Source organism: Kribbella sp. (assembly GCF_035687465.1).
Taxonomy (GTDB): Bacteria; Actinomycetota; Actinomycetes; order Propionibacteriales; family Kribbellaceae; genus Kribbella.
The window spans coordinates 1-17,524 of sequence record NZ_DASRXP010000748.1 but is presented as its reverse complement, the minus strand read 5'-3'; the positions used below and the strand labels follow the sequence as shown (position 1 = coordinate 17,524).

The window sequence follows — 17,524 nt, the reverse complement described above, 5'->3', positions numbered from 1 at the left end:
CTGGGAGCAACCGCGCTTCGTCGCCGAGTGCGCCCGGATCCTCAACCACACCGGCCTGCTGGTCCTGTCCACCCCGAACCGGCTGACCTTCCCGAGCGGCAACTGGTATCACACCAGAGAACTGACGGCCGCCGAGTTCACCGACCTGGCCGAAGCCGAAGCCGAACACCAGCTGGAAATCGTGGAGACACTAGGCCTCTGGCATGGCGAAGAACTGGCCCGCTGGGAGGCGCAGCATGGGTCCTGCGTCGACGCGCAGCTAGCCGAGGACCACGGCACCTGGCCGGACCACCTCGTCCAACGCGTGCGGCAGACCAGCTATAAGGACTTCGAGATCAGGCCGGGCGACCTCGACGACAGCCTCGACCTGATCGTCGTCGCCCGGCCCCGCACCATCACAAGAAGCTAAGGCCGGACGAAGCGCTCCACGATCTTGCCGGCGATCAGGTAGACCAGCGCGGCGATACCCCAGTTCACCAGCAGGGTGTTCTTCGCGGTCTCCAGCCGGAACAGGTCCTTGAACGGCCCGACCAGATCGTGCCCGCGCTCCAGCACCCAGCGGACGATCTCGTTGCTCTGGTTCGCCTGGTCCAGCGCGGTGAACAACGCACCGAGCGCCAGCACCGCGGCCGCCAGCACGGCGATCAGCCAGATCAGCGAGGCGAGCAGGTTCCGGAACCGGTTGACTCCGGCCCCCACCGACGACATCGCCGCCCGGCCCTTGCCGGAACCAGAACCGGAACCAGAACCACCCTCGCGCGCAGCCTTCGCAGAAGCCAACGGATTCCCAGCCGGCGTCTTGTTGCCCGAGGCCCCAGTCGAGCCGGCCCCGGCACCAGCAGAGGCAACAGCCGGCTGACGAGTGACCGGCTTGGTCACCGAGGTCTCGTCCCCGGTCGCCGCGGCATCCTCAGCGGCCGCCTTCTCCCTGGCCTTCTGCGCCGCGACGATCTCGGCCGCGGTCTGCGGTTTCGCCTTGATCGCGGTCGCGTTGCGTCCGGAGCCGCCTGCCGGGGTCTGTTCGGCCTCGACCGGTGTCACCGCCTTCTCGGCATCGGCGGTCTTGTCCGCCTTGTCGTCGTGAGTACCCACGTCGCCCATCTCCTCAGCCGGGGTCGGTTCCTCGTCCGTCTCCGCTACCTGCACCGGCGGCTTCTTCCGCCGGTTGCCCGGGACCGGTCGCGGCGACAGTCTGCGCCGCACACCGGCCATCGGTTTCGTTCCGTCCACACTGTCCAACGTAACGATGTCCGGACCGTCGGTCACAATCGGCACCGGTTCGACCACCCGGTGTCGCGCAGCGGTGATCGAGCCGTCGGCGGCAGCCTGGTCCAGCATCGACCCGATCTCCGCCTGCTCAGCCACGCTGCGTCTCCTCTCCGACGACTTCCGGGACATAGTGCCCGACTGGTGAGTAACTTGAGAACCCCTCGGTCTCACTTGCTCTATCACCACTCGTAGGTGATCCGTTACCCACCGGCGGGTCACCTGACCCGTCAGGCCCTCCCGCGCGAAGTCGTGCGGCAGTCTCCTCGTTCCCCCGGTCCAGCTGCTCCAGGTAGGCCCGGCGCTCCGCGTCAGCGGCGTACCGGCTGATCCGGTCCTTCACCACGACGGCCGGGATGCCCGCCGCCACGGCGTACTCCGGAATGTTGCCACGGGCAACGCTGTTCGCACCGATCACCGCGCCGCGGCCGATGTCGGCACCTCGCAGGACGGTCACTTTCGTGGCCAGCCAGCAGTCCGGGCCGATCCGGACCGGCGACTTCACCAGGCCCTGGTCCTTGATCGGCAGGCCGAGGTCCTCGGTCTTGTGGTCGAAGTCGCAGATGTAGGTCCAGTCCGCGATCAGCGTGGACGCGCCGATCTCGATGTCCAGGTAGCAGTTCACCGTGACATCGCGGGCGAACACCACCTTGTCGCCGATCCGCAGCGTGCCCTCGTGCGCACGCAGCCGGGTCTCGTCGCCCAGGTGCACCCACTTGCCGATGATCAGCCGGCCGTGACCGGGCCGCGCCACGATCTCCAGCTTCTTGCCCAGGAAGACGAACCCCTCGGTGATCACGTGCGGGTGACGGACCTTGAACACCGCGAAGCGCCAGTACCGCTTCAGGTAGTACGGCGTCCACGCCCGGTGGCGCACCACCCAGCGCAGATTCGCCGCCGTCAGCAACCGCATCCGTCCAGTATGTACACGGCCTACGGTGCTACCCCGGTGATCGACACGTTGTAGTAGAGCTCGTCCGGCACGACCTGTGACAGCACCTTGTCGACCTTGGACAGCTGCAACCACGACTTGTAAGCGAACATTCTCCAGCCGAACCCGAGCTTCTCCTCCGGCACCGCCGCCTCAAAAGTCCGGATCGGCCACCCGACCCAAGCAGCAAGCAGCTCCTCTGTGACAGTCCGTACTTCGCTTGCTCCGGCGCGCGTGGCCATCCGGGCGAGCGTGTCCGGGTCAAACGTATGCAGGTCGACCACTGCCTCGAGCGCGGCCGCCCGGGAAGACTCGTCGAGCTCCGACTGCGGACGGCGCCAGTGGGACAACGCCGGCAACTTGGTCACGTTGGTGGTCGCCCACCAGGTGAGCCGGGAGAGCCGCCGGGCCACGTAGTCGCCGTACCGGGTGGGCTCGCCGCAGATGACGAACCGGCCACCCGGCTTGAGGACGCGGAGCATCTCGCGGAAGGCCAGTTCGACGTCCGGGATGTGGTGGATCACCGCGTGCCCGATGACCAGGTCGAACGTGTCGTCGTCGTACGGGAGCTTCTCGGCGTCCGCGACCTTGCCCTCGATCGCGAAGCCGAGGGTGTCGGCGTTGCGCTTGGCCGCCTCGACCATGCCCGGCGACAGGTCCGTCACGTGCGCCTCGGCGAGCACGCCCGCCAGCTTGAGGTTCAGCGTGAAGAAGCCCGTCCCGGCGCCGATCTCCAGGGACTTCTCATAGGGCCAGCCTGATGAACCCGCGACAGCCTTGAACCGGTCGCGGGCGTAGTCGACGCAGCGTTCGTCGTACGAGATCGACCATTTCTCGTCATAGGTCGACGCTTCCCAGTCGTGGTAGAGCACCTGGGCGAGCTTGTTGTCGTTCCACGCCGCCTCGACCTCTTCAGCGGAGGCGGCGGGCTTCGAAGTAGAGGACGTGGTCATCAGTTTCCCTTGAACTCGGCCTTGCCCGGGCCGTTCTCCACGAAGGACTTCATCCCGATCGTGCGGTCCTCGGTGGCGAACAGCGCGGCGAACTGCTGCCGCTCGATCTCGAGCCCGGTGGCCAGATCCACGCCGAGGCCCGAGTCGATCGCTTCTTTGGCCGCGCGCAAGGCCAGCGCGGCACCGCGGGAGAACTGCGATGCCCAGGCGACGGCAGCGTCGTACACCTCGGCCGCCGGGACGACCTTGTCGACCAGGCCGAGCTGCAGAGCCTCGGCGGCGTCGACGAAACGGCCGGTGTAGATGATGTCCTTGGCCTTGGACGCGCCGATCAGGCGGGAGAGGCGCTGCGTGCCGCCGGCTCCGGGGATGACGCCGAGCAGGATCTCGGGCTGGCCGAGCTTGGCGTCGTCGGCCGCGATCCGGAAGTCGGCGCAGAGCGTGAGCTCGCAGCCGCCACCGAGCGCGTAGCCGGTGATCGCCGCCACGGTGGGCTTGGGGATGGCGGCAACGGCCGACAGTGCGGTCTGCAGCGGACCGGAGCGCTTGACCATGTCGGCGTACGACATGTCGGCCATTTCCTTGATGTCGGCGCCGGCCGCGAACACCCGCTCGCCGCCGTAGATGACGACGGCGCGAATGCTGTCGTCGGCGGTCGCGGCCAGGGCGGCCTCGCGGATCTCTTCCTGGACCTGGACGTTCAGCGCGTTCATCTTCGGCCGGTCCAGCCGGATCGTGCCGACCCCGTCGGCCACCGTCAGATTGACGAACTCGCCCATCGCCTCGCTCCTCCAGTCGTGTACTACCCGCGGGTCACATCCACGGCACCGTACCGGACCACTGGAGTCAGTCGTACTACGGGGACGCCTACCCCCGCTTCAACTCGGTGAACAACTGCGCCTCGGTCTTGCCGAGTTGTTCGGTGAAGACCAGGTCCCGCTGCGTCTGGGTGAACCCCTTGCGCGCGAGGTCCTGATACAGCTTCGCGAACTTGGCGGCGCCGTACTTGTCGATCAGGTGGTCGACCGCGTACCAGCCGATGGCGTAGGAGCTGTCCATCGTCTTGTAGAACACCCGGTCGTCGGGCATCACCTTCGCCTTGGCGAGGTACTTCGACCGGACCGTCCGGCGGTAGCGATCGAGGTCCATCTCGCGCTCACCGTCCATCGGCAGCAGTTCGACGTACTCCGCGGCGCCCTCGACCATCCAGCGTGGGGCATAGGCCCCGTACGGCGCGGCCGCGACATGGGTGAACTCATGGGCCAGGTGCCGGGCATCCAGATCGTCCCGGTAGGCGGGATTCACCACGACGTACGACCCGACCTCCTCGCCGGCCGTCTCCACTTCGCCGGGCAGCGTCCGATACACGTTGGTGGCCATCGCCAGCACGTCCTCGGCGTTCTTGGGCACGGTGTAGTCGGCGGTCCGGACCTTGCGATCGTCCAGCGCGATGACCACTCCTGAGCCCTTCCAGCCTGCGGACCACTCACGGCTCACCGCTTTGACCGCGCTGACCGCGTCCTTCAGGATCGACGCGGCAAGCTCGGTCCGGCCCTTCTCGACCACCACCAGCGCTCGGGGCGCGCGCCGGACCAGCACCGGCCCGACGTCCCACGGCTCCAAGTGCGAACCCGGCGGCAGCGCGCCGTCCAGGTGGGCGTCGTCGATCAGCACCAGCCGCCCGGCCTTCGGCAAGAACGTGTAACCGACCATGGTCCGCACCGGCTGCGCGTCGATGCCCCTGATCTGGTAGACCATCGCCACCCCGACCAGGTAGACCGACGGGCCGTACTTGTCCTCCAGCGCCTGTTCGAACTGGGCCCGGTCCTGCTCGTAGCTCAGCTTCGCGAACCCGAACTGCACCAGGTTTGCGAACAACTCCTTCTGCTTGGCCACTAGCTTCGCGTTTGTCGGGTCCACGTCGGCCAGGAACTTGGCGGCATCGCGCCGCAGCACCGCATCCGCCCGGCGGCGCAGCAGTGCGTCGACCGCCTCGCTCTGTGCGGCAGCGTCGACCTGAGCCACGGCGGACGGCGTACTGGTGACCACGACGTCCGAGGTCTTCGCCTCAGCATCACTGCCACCGCCGTCGCCACCGCGCCAGACCAAGCCGCCGGCCGCGGCACCGCCCACAGCGATCACCAACACAACGGCCAGCAGCCAGCGCCGCCAAGAGCCCCCCGGCTCAGTTCTTGAAGGCTCGCTCATCTCGCGACCCCACCCCTTGCTCAAACCCGTCTCGGGCCCACCCCGTGAGAGAGCGTCAGAGTACTACTGGCTGACCGGATGACGCTGAGCGACGAGCAGCATCGACAATCCGGAAGGTGCGAAGGCCCACGTTGCCGTCTGGCTGGGGAACGACGGCAGGCGGCGTACCTGGGACAGCCGGGCCGGAGGCTCGTACTGCGGTCAGGAACTCGGCCAGCATCATCGAGTCGAGATCACCGCCGACCGGGAGGAACACCTCGCCCGACGGATCGATCCCGCCCACATGCGGCAAGAACGGCGCGATCTCCACCGAACCGTTCGTCCCGGTGACCTGGAGCGTGACGCCACCCCACGTCGGTCCGTTGTCCGGCACGCTCCAGGAGCAGTCGATCGTTGCCAACAGCCCGTTCGCGTAACTGATGGTCACGATCCCGCCCGTCTCCACCGACACCCCCTTGTCCTGGTGAAGGACGCGGTTCGCCGCCGCGTGCACCCGCGTGGCCTCGACCCCGCCGGTCAGCCCGTCGATCAGGTCAGCGCAGTGCACGGTGTGATCCACCAGCGCTCCCCCACCCGCCAGCTCGGCATCGGTGAACCACTGCCGCTGCGCGTACGGGATCTTGCCGTTGTTCGTCCCGAGTACCGCGAAGACGTCGCCCAGCCGCCCGGCCTCGACCATCGCTCGAAGCCGCCCGTACGACGGCGCGAACCGCACCGGGTAAGCAGTCATCAGAATCACCCCGGCTGCTTCGCAAGCGGCCAGCATGGCCTCCCCATCGACGACCTCGGTGGCGAGCGGCTTCTCGCAGAGCACGTGTGCCCCGACCGCGGCCGCCCGTTCCACCAGCCCGCGATGCAAGGCGTTCTCGCTCGTCACCACCACGGCATCCGGCCCCCAGCCGAACAGCTCGTCGTACGAGTCCACGTAAGGAACGCCAACCGCCTCGGCAAACGCAGCACCCCTCGGCCCCGCATCAGGTGCGGCAGCCCCCAAGGGATCCGCAGTTAGCACCTCGACATCAGGCAGCTGCGCAAGCAGCCTCGCGTACGACGATGCGTGAGTGTGCGCGAACGACGCGATAGCAACCTTCATTCGCCAGCTCCTGACGTGCTCATGTCGATCGTGCGGCCGGTCGCCATCGACTCGTGCGCGGCCTCGGCCAGATAGACCGCCGCGATCCCATCAGCTGCGAGGACCCTGGGCTCCGCTCCCCCACGCAACGCCGCCGCGAGCTCACGAAGCTGGGTCAGATAGGGGCTCTCATAAAGCGTCGACGAAGGAATCAGCAGATCCCCGCCCGATCCCCCGTCTTGCAACTCCTCCTGGAACCCGGTGTCCTCCGCCGACGAGTACTCCAGCACCCCAGCAGATCCCGCGATCGAGAACCCCGACTTGAACTGCGTCCCGGTCGCACCCCAGGTCGCCCGGAGCTGACTGATCGCCCCTGACGCATGCGTGAGGGTGACATGGGCCGCCACGTTGACCGGGCTGATCCCATCGACGTTCGGCGGGCTCTGGACGGCGTACAGGCTGGTCACCTCGCCGCAGATCCACCTCGCCTGATCCAGGTCGTGAACCATCAGATCCATGATCACGCCCCCGGACCGCGCGACATCGCGGTACCACCCAGCACCGGCCGGCGACGACGCCACCCGGAAGAACCTCGCCACGGCGACCTCACCGATCCGGCCCGACCGTACTGCGTCGTACGCCGCGGCATAAGCGGGGAAGAACCTCACGACGTGGGCCGGGAAGATCCGCAGCCCAGCAACCGCGGCAGCTGCCGACAGCTCCTGGGACTCAGCCGCGGTCAGAGTCAGCGGCTTCTCACAGATCACGTCCCGACCGGCCTTGATCGCAGCCAGCGCGATCTCCTTGTGCGTCGCCGACGGCGTGACGATGTCCACGAAGTCCACCGCGTCGAGCAACTCGTCCAGCGAGTCGACCGCCTCCAGCCCGTACTGCGCCGCGAGCTCCGGCGCACCCGCGTGCGAGTGCACCAGGACCCGCGCACCCAGCGCCTTCCAGGCCGCGACATGCACGTGCGCGATGTTCCCCGCACCGATCAGTCCAACGGTTTCGCTCATCAATGTCCTCTACTTGAGTCCCGAGAAGGCAATTCCTTCGACCACCCTGCGCTGCAGGACGACGAAGAGGATCAGGATCGGTGCCATCGCCATCAGCGCGGCTGCCATCATCACACCTGGCGAGATGCTGCCCTGGTAGCCGCTCAACGTCGCCATCCCGACCGCCAGCGGCATCTTCTCCGGTGACGACGTGATCACCAGCGGCCAGAGCAGGTCACCCCACGACACCAGCACGGTGATGATCGCGAGCGAGGTGAGACCGGGTTTCGCCACCGGCAGCACGACCTTCCAGAAGGTCTGCCACGGATTGCAGCCGTCCAGCCGGGCCGCCTCCTCCAGCTCCACCGGGACGGTCTTGAAGAACTGCATCATCAGGAAGGTGCCGAACGCACTGAAGATGCCCGGGGCAACGATCCCCTGGATGCTGTCCAGCCAGCCCAGCTGCTGGACGATCTGGTACTGCGGGATCAGGTACACCTGGCCCGGCACCATCAGGATGGACAGGATCAACGCCAGCATCAGCCCCTTGAACCGGAACGACATCCGGGCGAAGGCGTACCCGGCCAGCGAGCACAGCACCAGCTGCCCGATCGTCCGGCTGAACGTGACCGCTACCGACACCCAGAACTGCTCCAGGAACGGCAGCCGCTCGAACACCTCGGTGAAGTTGCGCCACTCCAGCCCGCTCGGCACGAGGTCCGGCGGGACCGAGGTGATCTCGGCCTGGGTGGAGATCGACAGCTTCAGCTGCCACAGGAACGGGAACATCATCACCAGGCTGCCGATGATGAGTACGACGTGGGCGAGGCGATTGCTGCCGAGCCGCTCTGCCCTCGCGGACCGCGTTGCCGCCGGCGTCACCGTAGTACGGGCGATGGTCTCAGTCATAGGTCACCCACCTGCGCTGGAGACGGAACTGGAAGAGGGTCAGCAGGCCGACGACCGCGAGGATCAGCACCGCGACGGCGGCGGCGTAGCCGCGTTCGTTGGTGTCGAAGGCGGCGCTGTAGAAGAGGAAGACGAGCGACTGCGTCTTCGACATCACCGGGTTCTCGGGACCGAGCAGCGCGAACAACTGGTCGAACAGCTGGAAGCCCGCGATCGTGGTGATCACCGACAGGAAGAAGATCGACGGTGTCAGCAGTGGCACGGTGATCGAGCGGAACTGCTGGGCCCGGCCGGCGCCGTCCAGTGACGCCGCCTCGTAGAGCTCGCCGGGGATGCCTTTCAGACCGGCGGAGAGCACGATCATGTTGAACCCGATCGACATCCACAACCCCAGCAGCGCGACCGCGACCAGGGCGAACCACTCCGTCGAGATCCAGCGCGGTCCGTCGATGCCGAGCACGCCAAGCGACTGGTTCAGGATGCCGTACTCGCCGTTGTAGATGATCCGCCAGACGAGTGAGATCGCCGTCGGCATCGCGACGTACGGGAGGAAGAACAGCGTCCGGTAGACCATCGCGAAGCGCAGTCCGGGGCGGTTCAGCAGGCTGGCGAACAACACCGCGAGCGGGATCCCGAGCAGCACGATCGCGGTGTAGACCACCGTGTTGACGATCGCCCGGTAGACCTCGGTGTCGGCGATCAGCTCGCTGTAGTTCGCCGCGCCGACCCAGGTACTGCCGCCGAACGGGCCGGTGTCGGTGAAGCTGTCGTACACCGTCTTCAGCAGCGGCCAGAAGTAGAACACCAGTACGCCGAAGAAGGTGGGCAGGACGAACAACCACGGCCATCGCCCGTCGGGAGAGCGCCGGGCCGAACTCATTTCTCTTTGCCCAGCGCCTCGTCCATCTTGGTCGCGACCTCCTGGCCGACTTCGGCCATCGGCTTGTCACCACCGAACGCGGGCAGCAGCAGATCGAGCTCCAGCTTGTTCCAGACCGCCGTGTCCTTGCTGACCGGGTACGGCTCGGAGTACTGGTCGGCCGCGTCGATGAAGGTCTTCAGCGCGTACGGCGCGGAGTTGACGAAGTCCGTCTGGGTTCCGGTGTACGCCGGGTTGGCGGCACCCGCCTTCGCCTGGATCAGCGCGGCCTCCTTGCCACTGAGGAACTTGAGGAACGCGGCCGAGGCCTCCGGGTTCTTCGTCTTCGCGCTCATCACGTTGCCGATCCCGTGGATCACCGTCTTGCGCTCGCCACTGGGGGCCTTCGGCAACGGCAGGATGGCGAGGTCGTTCTTGACCGGCGACTTCAGCGCCGCCGAGACCAGCCAGTTGCCATTCCACATCATCGCGGCCTTGCCGCTGAAGAAGCGGTCCCGGCCGCGGATCTCCGCACCCTGCGCGCCGCTCGGGGTGTAGCCCTCCTTGACCATGTCCGACCAGAACTGCAGTGCCTCGGCGGTCTTCGGGTCGGCGTACCCAGACTTGCCGTCCTTGAGGATGGAGCCGCCGTTGCTCAGGATCGCCGGGTAGTAGTTGCCCTGGTTCCCCAGTTCGTCGGAGGAGGCATAGATGCCCTTGGGGCTGAGCGCGGCCTTGAGTTTGCCAGCGGCCGTCTTGTAGTCGTCCCAGGTCCAGTCCGCCGTGGGTTCCGCGACCTTGGCGTCGGCGAAGAGTTTCTTGTTGTACCAGAGCGCGATCGTGTCGAAGTCCTTCGGTACGCCGTACTGCTTGCCGTCCAGCGTGTAGAGCGCGTTCAGCGCCTTCGGGTAGTTCGCGAAGTCGAGCTGCAGACCGTCGAGGCCGGCCAGCTGTTTGTTCGCCGCGAACAGCTGGAAGTTCGGGCCGTTCATCCAGAACACGTCGGGCAGGTTGTCCGAGGAGCCCTGCGTCTTCAGCTTGGTGAAGTACTGGTCGAAGACCGCCAGCGAGATCGACACCTTGACGTTCGGGTACTGCTGGTTGAAAGCCTTGATGATCTCCTGCATCGCCGGCTGCTGGTTCACGTCCCAGATCGCGTAGGTGATGTCACCCTTCACCTGGGCCGGATCGTCGGGGACCTTGGCGTCCCCCGCGGTGTCGGAGTTGCCGCCACAGGCGGTCAGAGTTGCTGCGGTCAGGACCAGGGCGGCCACAACGACTGCGTTCACGGCAGATGGGATTCGCATCAGTTTTCTCCTCGACTAGGCAATCTCTCACTGAGTAGGTTGGCGCGAGGTAACTTATTGACGGATCCTGCGTTTGTATCACTGCGCACAGACGCTCGCAACTACCCTTCCACGATCACAACCATCATTGCTAGGCGCAACTTGGTGCACTCTTGGGCTGGTTTGACCGGTCATGGGCACAATGTGCCGGTGACCGAAGCCACCGCCGCCCCGAATGCGCTGGATCTCTCCCCCGACCCGGACAGCCGGCTGGGGGCGGTCGTCGATGCCGACGGCACCACCTTCACGCTCTGGGCGCCGGCCGCCGAGCGGGTCGAGCTCGCCCTGGTCGCCGAGGACGGCAGCCAGCGGAACCTGGACCTCGCGCACACCGGCGAGTACTGGACCGGGTTCGTCGAGGGCGTCGGTCACGGCCAGCGGTACGGGTACCGGGTGCACGGGCCGTTCGACCCGTCGCACGGACTGCGGTTCAACCCGTCCAAGCTGCTGCTCGATCCCTATGCGCGCGCCGTCGACGGATCGCTGGACCACGCCAGCCCGCTGATCTACGACTCCTCCGAGGGCGACTCGGCGGGGCATGTCCCGGTCGGGGTGGTCGTCGCGGACTCCGAACCACCGCCGCCGATCAGCAAGCCGGTGCACTGGGGTGAGACGGTGATCTACGAGTTGCACACGAAGGGATTCACCAAGCTGCATCCCGACGTCCCCGAGCACCAGCGCGGCACGTACGCCGGTCTCGCGCATCCCGCCGTGATCAAGTATCTGGCCGACCTCGGCGTGACGTCGGTCGAGTTGTTGCCGATCCACCACTTCCTGACCGAGCCCGCGATCGCGGCTCGCGGCCTGCCGAACTACTGGGGCTACAACTCGCTGAACTACTTCGCCCCGCATGCGCCGTACGCGGCCTCGGGCTCGACGGGTGAGCAGGTCGCCGAGTTCAAGGCGATGGTGGCCGCGTTCCATGCCGCCGGCATCGAGGTGATCCTCGACGTCGTCTACAACCACACGGCCGAGGGTGGTTTCGACGGACCGACGCTGAGCTTCCGCGGCATCGACAACCGCGCGTACTACCGGCTGACCGACGGCGGCACCATGTACGACGTCACCGGTACGGGCAACTCGGTCGACACCTCGCACCCGCGGGTCCGCCGGCTGGTGATGGACTCGCTGCGGTACTGGGTCGAGGAGATGGGCGTCGACGGGTTGCGCTTCGACCTGGCGGTGACGCTGATCCGCAACGAGCGGCACGAGGTCGACACGGTGGGCCATCCCTTCCTCGCCGAGGTCGCGGCAGACCCGGTGCTCGGCCGGGTCAAGCTGATCGCCGAACCGTGGGACGTCGGTTCCTTCGGCTACCAGGTCGGCAACTTTGGCACCCCGTGGTCGGAGTGGAACGGCAAGTTCCGCGACAGCGTCCGCGATGTCTGGCGCACCTCGTCCAACGGCGTCCAGGACCTCGCCTACCGCCTGTCCGGCTCCAGCGACCTGTACGGCGACGACGGCCGCTACCCGTATGCCTCGATCAACTTCGTCACCGCGCACGACGGGTTCACCCTGCGCGATCTGGTCTCCTACGACCACAAGCACAACGAGCCGAACCTCGAGGACAACCGCGACGGCACCGACGACAACCGCTCCTGGAACTGCGGATTCGAGGGCGAGACGGACGACGCCGGCGTGATCGCCCTGCGGAAACGCCAGATGGCCAATCTGCTGTCCACGTTGGTGCTGTCGACCGGCGTACCGATGATCACGGCCGGCGACGAGTGCGGGCGGACCCAGCACGGCAACAACAATCCGTACTGCCAGGACAACGAGACCTCCTGGTTCGACTGGTCCCTGCCGGCCGAATGGTCGGAGCACCTCGAGCTGACCAAGAAGCTGCTGGCCCTTCGCGCGGCCCACCCAACGCTGCGCCAGTGGCACTACTTCTCCGGCCGGCCCGTCGTCCCGGGCGGCCGCAAGGACCTGTCCTGGATCGCCCCGCATGGCGGCGAGATGACCGAGGCCGACTGGCACGACGGCAACCTCCGCACCCTCGGCATGTTCCTGGCCGGCGACGCCCTTCGCGGAACCGACACCGAGGGCAACGTCCAGGCCGACAACTCGTTCCTGATGGCCCTCAACGCCACCGCCGAAACCCGCGAGGTGATCGTCCCCTACGCATCCTGGGCGCCGGCGTACGAAGTGGTCCTCGACACCAGCCACTCCGGCGCGACCGAGGTCGAAGCCGGCGCCACAGTCCCCCTGGCCCCCCGCTGCCTAGTCCTCCTCCGCGCCCTCTGACCAGCGGTCCGGCCTTGTTGCCGCGTGCCACTCTTGAACCAACACCGCCGGAGGCGGATGCGGCGTTTGGCAAGGTGAAGTACCGTCTTTGTTCTCCATACATTCACGGAATGCTTCCCCGCGATTCGGCGTACGGGTGCGGTCCGGACCGAGTTCAGAGGGGGGCTTCTGGATGTACTTCCTGCGGCGCGGCGAGCGCGCACCACGCGAGCACCGCACTCCGATCGGCATCATCCACACGGCCGTGCTCCGGTGGGGCGATCCGGAGATCCCGACCACCCCGCGGCCGGCCGCCCTGCGGTGGCTGGACGGCGTCGCGTATGTCGATCGCCAGGCAAAGACCTTCGCGGAGTACTGGCAGACCCACAACCAGACCGCTCTGGCCGGCGACGGCCCACTCTGGGTGGTCCTCGGCGACTCGACGGCGCAAGGTCTCGGTGCTTCGTCGCCGCTCCACGGTTATGTCGGTCAGGTTCTGGCGGGGCTGAAGCCGCGGGACACGAGTCCTTGGCGAGTCCTCAACCTGTCCCGCTCGGGCGCCCAGACCTGGCAGGTGATCCACCAGCAGCTGCCGGTGCTCGAGGAGCTCGGGGTGGAACCGGACCTGGTGACCTGTGGCATCGGCAGCAACGACGTCCTGGGCACTCTCCCGAAGCGATTCCACTCGACCATGCGCGAGCTGATCGACCGACTGCCACACTCCTCGGTGATGCTCGACCTGCCACTCCCCGACGGCCTCTGGGGAATCGGCGGCCTCTGCAGCCCGTACGTCGCCGGCATCAACCGCACCATCCACAGTGCGGCAGCAGCCCGTGGACTCCCGGTAGCGAAGGTGTCCCGCCACTTCGCCCGCCCGTGGCACGGCCAGTTCGCCCCGGACCGCTTCCACCCCAACGACCTCGGCTACCACCACCAGGCCCGCGCCGTCCTCGCGGCCCTACCGCAGACAGTCCTGCAGCCTCAACAGGTCCTGACGTAGGACCGATCAACGGTCTGGTCTCAGGCTTCGGGGGTCGGGCCGTCGGCGAGCAGTAGGTAGAGCGAGCGGCGGGCGTCCGTCAGGATCTTGGCTGCCGCCGTGCGCTGCTCCTCCGAGCCGCTGCGGACGACCTGCCGAGTGGCTGAGTGCAGCTCCTCGAGCAGTCCGCGCAAATCAGTGGCGGGCTCAGCATTCGCGAAACCGGCGAACGGGTCGATCGACGTCTCGCGACGCCCCTCGACGTACTCGCGGCCCGCATCGGTGAGGGTGACGAGCTTGCGGCCGGCTTCCGCGGTCACGGTGACCAGGCCCTCGTCTTCCAGTTGGTTGATGGTCGGGTAGATCGCGCCGGGGCTGGGGGTCCAGCGTCCGCCGCTGCGGTCGGCGATGGCCTGCATCAACTGGTAGCCGTGCATCGGCTCCTCGGCGAGCAGGATCAGGACGGCCGTTCGGACATCACCGCGCGGGGCTCGACCGCGGCCTGGACCGCGTCCGGGGCCCCGACCACCGCGTCCACGGTGCATCGGCATGCCTTCTCCCATCCGCGGTCCGCCGCGGTGGGGGTGCTGGTGGCCGCGTCGGCGGCCTTCACGTTCATTGGGGATGTACATAATATCCTCCTAGATATTGTTCATGACACTAACGATATATCGTTACTGTCTCCAACGCAACTCTCGACCAAAAGCTTCCCTCTGCCCCTGGGGCAGGGTGTTCACTGAGGCCCATGACCGGCGCACGAGACACCGACGACGAGCTGACGATCAGTGAGTTCGGGCGGCGGGCGGGGCTCTCGCACAAGGCTTTGCGGCTGTACGACGTGTCCGGGTTGTTGCCGCCGGCGCGGGTGGATCCGGTGAACGGGTACCGCCTGTACGTTCACGGGCAACTGGAGCGGGCTCGGCGGATCAGCGTGTTGCGGCAGATCGACATGCCGCTGAGCACGATCGCCGAAGTACTGGCGGGGACCGACGAGGAAGCACTGGTCCGGCTGGATCGGTGGTGGGCCGCTCAGGAGGCGACCACCGCGGACCGGCGGCTCACAGTGGAGTATCTGCGCGACCGGCTGACCCGGACGGGATCGCCCGGGTTGAGCCCGCGGCCGGTGCTGACTCGCGACGTACCGGAGACCAAGATCGCGTCGATCCGGCAGGACACCGATCAGCAACTGCTGCGGGCCGTGATCGTGTCCTCGACATTGGAGATCCGCGCTCACTTGGACGGCCCCGGCCTCGCGGTCGCCAGCCAGACGTGGGTGATTTACCACGGCGCGGTGACACCGGACAGCGCGGCCGCGGTCGAAGTGTGTGTGCCGTTCACCGGGCTGGTCGAGCCGGCCGGGGCGATCGCGATCCGGGTCGAGCCCGCGCACACCGAGGCGTACTGCACGCTCACCAAGGACGAGGCCGTCTATCCGCGAATCATGTTCGCCTACGACATCCTCGGCGACTGGGTTCGCAGTACCGGACAACTGACGACAGGCGCGGTCCGCGAGATCTATCTCCGCGACTTCCGCTACCTGGAAGGTCCGGACCCGGCCGTCGACATCGCTCAACCGATCAGAGGAAAAGCCTGATGGACTACAGCAAGCAATCCGCCTACAGCGACCCCGGAGCTCATGCCGCGCTCCTCGACGCTCTGCCGTCGGACATCCCCGGGCTGACCGCCGTGATCCAGAACGTCATGATCCACTACCGCGGCGGTGGCGTGGAGTTCACCGGCGAGCACCTGGAGGAGGTCAACAACCGCTGGGTCGAAGTCATCCTGGCGACGGACAAGCGACGCAACGGTACGCCGCTGGCGACTCCCCGCGAACCCGTCGATCGTGTGGCTGGTTGCTGCCGGGACTACGCCCTCCTGACAGTCTCCGCCCTGCGGCACAAGGGGATTCCTGCCCGCACGCGGATCGGGTTCGCGACGTACTTCCTGCCTGGGTTCAACCACGATCACGTCGTGGTCGAATATTGGAACGGCGAACGCTGGGTGATGGTGGACTCGCAGATCGAGCCCGGCGAGCACTGGGGTTTCGACGTCCACGACATGCCGGCCGGGCGGTTCAAGTCCGCGGCGGAGGTGTGGAAGGGGTTCCGCTCCGGCGAACTCGACGGCGACGATTACGGCGTGGACCCGGGGCTGCCTCTCCGCGGCGGCTGGTTCATCCGCGACTACGTGTTCCTGCAGTTGGCGCACCTCCAGGGCGACGAACTCCTGCTCTGGGACGGCTGGGGCGCAATGGCGGATCACCTCGACATGGACCTCACCCCGACCGACGAGCTAGCCGCGCTCCTGATCGCCTCGGACGCCGGCGACGACACAGCCACCACCAAACTCGGCAACCTCTACCGCGAAGACCCCGACCTCCACCCCGGCCCCCGAATCACCCTCCACTCCCCCACCGGCACTCCCCCTTGCTCGATAGACCTCACCACCCGCCAGAAGGTAGACGCCGAGGTCGGGTAGTCCCTCTGGGCCTTGGACGTACGTCGAACCAGGCGGGGCGAGAGTGGTTGCTCTTAGCAACTGTACGGCGAAGTCGTGCCAACGAAGCGGTTCGCCGTCGAGGTGCAGAGACTGCGATTGCGCCAACGCGTTGGGGACTGCGGTTGCGCCAACGCGTTGGCGACTGCGGTTGCGCCAACGCGTTGGCGACTGCGGTTGCGCCGGCGCATTGGCGATGCGGTTGCGCCGGCGCATTGGCGATGCGGTTGCGCCGGCGCATTGGCAGTGTGGTTGCGTCGGTGCATTGGCAGTGTGGTTGCGCGTCTCCGCTGCGGGAGTGTGCTAGTCGGGCTGGTGCAGGTCAAGAGCGCTTCGCGTCCCTTCGGGATCGAACAAGTTCGACTCTTGACCTGCCCCATCCCGACCAGGGAAGGACGCAGCTACGCGGATCCGCGCTGACGTGTGAGCTGCCTCCGGGATTCCGTCCGCCCGGGTGGTTCGGGGTAGAAGCGGGGGGATAACTCCTCTTGGTGGGGTTCGCCCACTGTTCTGCCAGTGGGCGAAGCACCACACCGTGCGGTAACCACATCGAGCGGGGGGTGGGCCGGCGCTCAATCGTGGGTTTCCGGGGGCGGCCCCACCCGGACCTACAGAACCCGCAGAACCCTGTCCAGTAACCGGTTTCCCGGGTGGGATCGGCGAGTTCTGTAGGTGTGGATGGGGCCGGGCGGTGGGCCTCGCGTCGAGCAGTGGCGCGGTTCGGTCAGCTGCCGGCTTGTGGGACCGATACCGGTCTACTGGGCGCTATCGGTCGAACAACCCGCTATCGGCGGCAGGGCCGTCCGGGTGGATGCCGGGTCGTTGGACCGATGCCGGCCTGTAGGGCGGTATCGGCCGGACAGCCGGCTATCGGCCGGGCGGTTCACCGGCTGGTCCACCTGGTGGTGCGCTTGTTCCGCAAGGTGGTTCGGGTGGGACCGGGGCGGTGATTGTGTTGGGGGTTCGGACAGGTCGTGGGGACCTGGGACAAGGTACTTGTTGTCCGAGGCCCCGATTTGGTGTTCAAGGTCTCCACTACCTGCCCGAGATTCGGCCGGCGGCGGATGAAATCGCCGGGTTCCTTACCACGGAAGGCGTTCGGCCGCCCCCCCCCGACGTAATCCCTTGAACCTGTGGCCGTTCTTCTCAGCGGCTCCGGGCGTAGCTGCGTCCTTCCCTGGTCGTGGTGAGGTGTGTCAAGGGTCGAACTCGTTCGAGCCCGAAGGGCCGCGAAGCGCCCTTGACTCACCTCACCACGACTAGCAAACTCACGCAGCCCGGCGA

At 67.0% G+C, this 17,524-nt stretch carries 16 protein-coding genes and 1 pseudogene; 5 read left to right on the top strand and 12 right to left on the bottom strand.

All coding sequences use genetic code 11. The annotated features are described in order from the left end of the window. A pseudogene (locus tag VFG33_RS40520) lies at window positions 1–409 on the top strand (class I SAM-dependent methyltransferase); the annotation flags it as partial. Here the strand turns inward: VFG33_RS40520 and VFG33_RS40515 are convergent. The 10 genes from VFG33_RS40515 to VFG33_RS40470 all read right to left on the bottom strand — a co-directional run bounded on the left by VFG33_RS40515 (window position 406) and on the right by VFG33_RS40470 (window position 10,500). Then, window positions 406–1,365, bottom strand: a complete 960-nt coding sequence (locus VFG33_RS40515; protein WP_325058361.1) for a hypothetical protein — start codon at window positions 1,363–1,365, stop codon at window positions 406–408. The pseudogene VFG33_RS40520 and the gene VFG33_RS40515 sit on opposite strands and share 4 nt — an antisense overlap. Then, window positions 1,358–2,179, bottom strand: coding sequence for an acyltransferase (locus VFG33_RS40510; protein ID WP_325058360.1), 822 nt, complete (start codon window positions 2,177–2,179; stop codon window positions 1,358–1,360). Before VFG33_RS40510 ends, VFG33_RS40515 begins: the two co-directional genes overlap by 8 nt. A gap of 20 nt (window positions 2,180–2,199) precedes the next feature. Next, the gene (locus VFG33_RS40505) at window positions 2,200–3,150 is read right to left on the bottom strand and encodes a methyltransferase domain-containing protein (RefSeq protein ID WP_325058359.1); all 951 of its coding nucleotides are present in this window, start codon (window positions 3,148–3,150) and stop codon (window positions 2,200–2,202) included. Beyond that, window positions 3,150–3,929 carry an enoyl-CoA hydratase/isomerase family protein gene (locus tag VFG33_RS40500; protein ID WP_325058358.1) on the bottom strand — a complete coding sequence of 260 codons (780 nt, stop codon included), beginning with the start codon at window positions 3,927–3,929 and terminating at the stop codon, window positions 3,150–3,152. The genes VFG33_RS40505 and VFG33_RS40500 overlap by 1 nt, the downstream gene beginning before the upstream one ends. A gap of 88 nt (window positions 3,930–4,017) precedes the next feature. Next, window positions 4,018–5,358: a hypothetical protein gene (locus VFG33_RS40495; protein WP_325058357.1), complete on the bottom strand. Its 1,341-nt coding sequence runs from the start codon at window positions 5,356–5,358 to the stop codon at window positions 4,018–4,020. Window positions 5,359–5,413: 55 nt separating this feature from the next. Next, window positions 5,414–6,451: a Gfo/Idh/MocA family protein gene (locus VFG33_RS40490; protein WP_325058356.1), complete on the bottom strand. Its 1,038-nt coding sequence runs from the start codon at window positions 6,449–6,451 to the stop codon at window positions 5,414–5,416. Further along, window positions 6,448–7,446, bottom strand: a complete 999-nt coding sequence (locus VFG33_RS40485; protein ID WP_325058355.1) for a Gfo/Idh/MocA family protein — start codon at window positions 7,444–7,446, stop codon at window positions 6,448–6,450. Before VFG33_RS40485 ends, VFG33_RS40490 begins: the two co-directional genes overlap by 4 nt. Before the next feature lie 9 nt (window positions 7,447–7,455). Next, the gene (locus VFG33_RS40480) at window positions 7,456–8,334 is read right to left on the bottom strand and encodes a carbohydrate ABC transporter permease (RefSeq protein WP_325058354.1); all 879 of its coding nucleotides are present in this window, start codon (window positions 8,332–8,334) and stop codon (window positions 7,456–7,458) included. Then, window positions 8,327–9,214: a carbohydrate ABC transporter permease gene (locus VFG33_RS40475; protein ID WP_325058353.1), complete on the bottom strand. Its 888-nt coding sequence runs from the start codon at window positions 9,212–9,214 to the stop codon at window positions 8,327–8,329. Before VFG33_RS40475 ends, VFG33_RS40480 begins: the two co-directional genes overlap by 8 nt. Further along, complete coding sequence (locus VFG33_RS40470; protein WP_325058352.1) at window positions 9,211–10,500, bottom strand: ABC transporter substrate-binding protein; 1,290 nt, start codon at window positions 10,498–10,500, stop codon at window positions 9,211–9,213. Before VFG33_RS40470 ends, VFG33_RS40475 begins: the two co-directional genes overlap by 4 nt. A 189-nt stretch (window positions 10,501–10,689) precedes the next feature. Between VFG33_RS40470 and glgX the strand changes: the two genes are divergently transcribed. After that, the gene (glgX, locus tag VFG33_RS40465) at window positions 10,690–12,786 is read left to right on the top strand and encodes a glycogen debranching protein GlgX (RefSeq protein WP_325058351.1); all 2,097 of its coding nucleotides are present in this window, start codon (window positions 10,690–10,692) and stop codon (window positions 12,784–12,786) included. A gap of 172 nt (window positions 12,787–12,958) precedes the next feature. Continuing rightward, window positions 12,959–13,765 (top strand): SGNH/GDSL hydrolase family protein, encoded by an 807-nt coding sequence (locus VFG33_RS40460; protein WP_325058350.1) that lies wholly within the window; start codon window positions 12,959–12,961, stop codon window positions 13,763–13,765. A 20-nt stretch (window positions 13,766–13,785) separates the two neighbouring features. Here VFG33_RS40460 and VFG33_RS40455 read toward each other — a convergent pair whose 3' ends face one another. Together VFG33_RS40455 and VFG33_RS40450 are read right to left on the bottom strand one after the other, a co-directional pair. Next, complete coding sequence (locus VFG33_RS40455) at window positions 13,786–14,181, bottom strand: PadR family transcriptional regulator (RefSeq protein WP_325058349.1); 396 nt, start codon at window positions 14,179–14,181, stop codon at window positions 13,786–13,788. Between the two features lie 20 nt (window positions 14,182–14,201). Then, window positions 14,202–14,363 carry a hypothetical protein gene (locus tag VFG33_RS40450; protein ID WP_325058348.1) on the bottom strand — a complete coding sequence of 54 codons (162 nt, stop codon included), beginning with the start codon at window positions 14,361–14,363 and terminating at the stop codon, window positions 14,202–14,204. Window positions 14,364–14,489: 126 nt separating this feature from the next. On the opposite strand from VFG33_RS40450, the gene VFG33_RS40445 reads away from it, so the two are divergent. Next, complete coding sequence (locus VFG33_RS40445) at window positions 14,490–15,338, top strand: MerR family transcriptional regulator (protein ID WP_325058347.1); 849 nt, start codon at window positions 14,490–14,492, stop codon at window positions 15,336–15,338. Then, entirely contained in the window at window positions 15,338–16,222 is an 885-nt protein-coding gene (locus VFG33_RS40440) for a transglutaminase domain-containing protein (RefSeq protein ID WP_325058346.1), read from the top strand. The genes VFG33_RS40445 and VFG33_RS40440 overlap by 1 nt, the downstream gene beginning before the upstream one ends. Window positions 16,223–17,524 lie beyond the last annotated feature (1,302 nt).